Raw genomic sequence first — 2,246 nt, forward strand, 5'->3', positions numbered from 1 at the left:
CTCCCGACTCCCGACTCCCGACTCCCTAAAAAACTTCTATATTATTTAATATTAAGGAAACCCCGTCCTTCAACTTGCATGGTTACGGTAGGGAAATAGCTAGACTGCTTCTTGAGGAAGTTATATTGCTTTTCATTAGTTGTTATCCGAGCTAAAGCATTACCTCGTAAAACTAATTGAGCGATTTTGTTTTTTGAATCGACACAGACATAGAACCCATCTTCGCTTTTCTCTGGAACCTGCAAATAGTTGTCATTTGGACAATTATTTTGTTGGTTATTTTGATTATCTTCTTCGGGACTTATATCAATGTAATTTACCAAGGTTTGAACTGGAGTATCGTAAGCAGCATCTCCTTTTGTCCACTGATTCAACTTGTCCTTGAGGGTGTTTCCTGGCTCGCTGAGATTAAAGGATTTAAAGCCTTTGCTAGCGGGTATATCAGCCGCTTCTTTTGGAGCTAGACTGATGACTTTATCATGAATTTCAAACCGACCAATTTTACCAATATCTAACCAATCAGTCTTTTCCTCAATTAAGTAATAGGCAACCAGAGCATAGACAAAGGTATCATTTCCCTCGGTTAAGTCCCCAATCTTTCTATTTTTGCCGTTGACATCTACCTTCTGATCCTCTCTATCAAAATACTTCCGCTTCCAGAATACCAACACAGGTTTACAGTTGTTTTTTGGGTTACAACCATTTGTTCCAGCAAGTGGTGGGATTTCGTTATGGATTCCAGAGTCATCGTAGATATAGACCGCTTGCTCCAAGTCTCTGGCTATATAGTCGATAGCAGCTTGGATTTCTTGTTCTGAAGTAGTTTTGGCTTGCTCTTTACGGTCAGTATCTAGGACAGTAATCATAAATCTCAATAGTGGCGCGATGATTAGCACCGCAACGATCATGGCCACCAGGAGTTCAATTAAGGTAAAGCCGCCATGGTTGATCTTAGACTTGTTGCTTTTAACTTTATGGGCGAGAAAGGTTCTGAGTGAGTTAATCATGGTTGGGGTTTCTGTCAGTAGTATTTGATAGTAGTTACCTTATTAGTGACAAGATTATTTACAACCTAGGCGATCGCAAAAACGGCTATAACTTGGTGTACCTGTGGTAATTTCTGTAGTCATTTCCACTAGGGGTGCTTTGCGATCGCTTAATCCTGGCCCCCCGGCTTTCGCCTTATACACCTTACCCTTCTCCTTGTTCTCCTCATCCTTTTTTCTTGTCAATTCACCTTTATCCTTAAAGGCATCCGCTCGGTAAACCCGCACCCCCAGAAAGTAGGTTGTCTCAGGATTTCTGGCATTTTCGTCTGCCGGGATACTCCGAAATGCCTGAATGATTAAGTCTCTGGAACTGTTCTTGCTACAGCCAGCCTCTTCATCAAGGTCTACGCAGTAAATACTGTTATCCAACTTATTTTTGCAATAGGGATAGTCTTTAATATTTGTTGGACAATTCAACTGTGGTTCAGGAGCCTTAACCTCAGCCAATTTCTTTCTTTCTTTTAAGATATCTTTGGCTTCCATCTTTTTCGTCTTTGCGGGAGGAGCAATGGCTCCAGTCCGCACACCATCGATGTAAGCCCTAGCTGCTTGCACTCCTATTTCCACTCGTCGCGACTGGACTCGATTGGCCACTCCTAAGACAATCATGGGTGAGATGCCAAGCATGAGAATAGTAATAATCATCATTGCCATCAAGGATTCCATGATTGTGAAACCAGCATCTGATGATTGGGAAAGGGGTTGTTGCTTCTGGGGATTAATCATGGTTTAAGTCTTAATTCTTAAGTTGCGTAGGGTGTGTTAGGGGCGGACTTGCCGTTATTTTTTGCTCCGTAGCCAGTCTTGGGATAGTCCGCCCCGTAACGCACCACCGGGTCAAACAGCTTTTAGGAGATGCACCCTGTCAGATCCCCCCTAACCCCCCTTAACCAGGGGGGAACCGGAACCAGATCTAGATGTAGGGTGGGCAGTGCTGGAGTTAGATTCATTAGCTTGTCCTAGGTTGGGGTTAGCACTGCCCACCAACCAGGGAGTGTCAGATCCCCCCTCACCCCCCTTAACCAGGGGGGAACCGGAACCAGATCTAGATGTAGGGTGGGCAGTGCTGGAGTTATATTCATTAGCTTGTCCTAGGCTGGGGTTGGCACTGCCCACCAACCAGGGAGTGTCAGATCCCCCCTCACCCCCCTTAACCAGGGGGGAACTGGAACCAGATCTAGATGTAGGGTGGGCAGA

Annotated in this window: 3 protein-coding genes; all 3 read right to left on the reverse strand. The window is 44.7% G+C overall.

Annotated elements, in window-relative coordinates:
* Positions 1-41: 41 nt before the first annotated feature.
* Positions 42-1,007 carry a hormogonium polysaccharide secretion pseudopilin HpsC gene (gene hpsC, locus F6J99_RS44320; RefSeq protein WP_293123638.1) on the reverse strand — a complete coding sequence of 322 codons (966 nt, stop codon included), beginning with the start codon at positions 1,005-1,007 and terminating at the stop codon, positions 42-44.
* A gap of 54 nt (positions 1,008-1,061) precedes the next feature.
* Positions 1,062-1,775: a hormogonium polysaccharide secretion pseudopilin HpsB gene (hpsB, locus tag F6J99_RS44325; protein WP_293123641.1), complete on the reverse strand. Its 714-nt coding sequence runs from the start codon at positions 1,773-1,775 to the stop codon at positions 1,062-1,064.
* Between the two features lie 150 nt (positions 1,776-1,925).
* Positions 1,926-2,246 (reverse strand): hypothetical protein (locus F6J99_RS44330; protein ID WP_293123643.1); only part of this gene is annotated, 321 nt, incomplete at its 5' end.

The sequence above is a fragment of the Moorena sp. SIO4G3 genome, assembly GCF_010692305.1.
In the GTDB taxonomy this organism is placed as follows: Bacteria; Cyanobacteriota; Cyanobacteriia; order Cyanobacteriales; family Coleofasciculaceae; genus Moorena; species Moorena producens_A.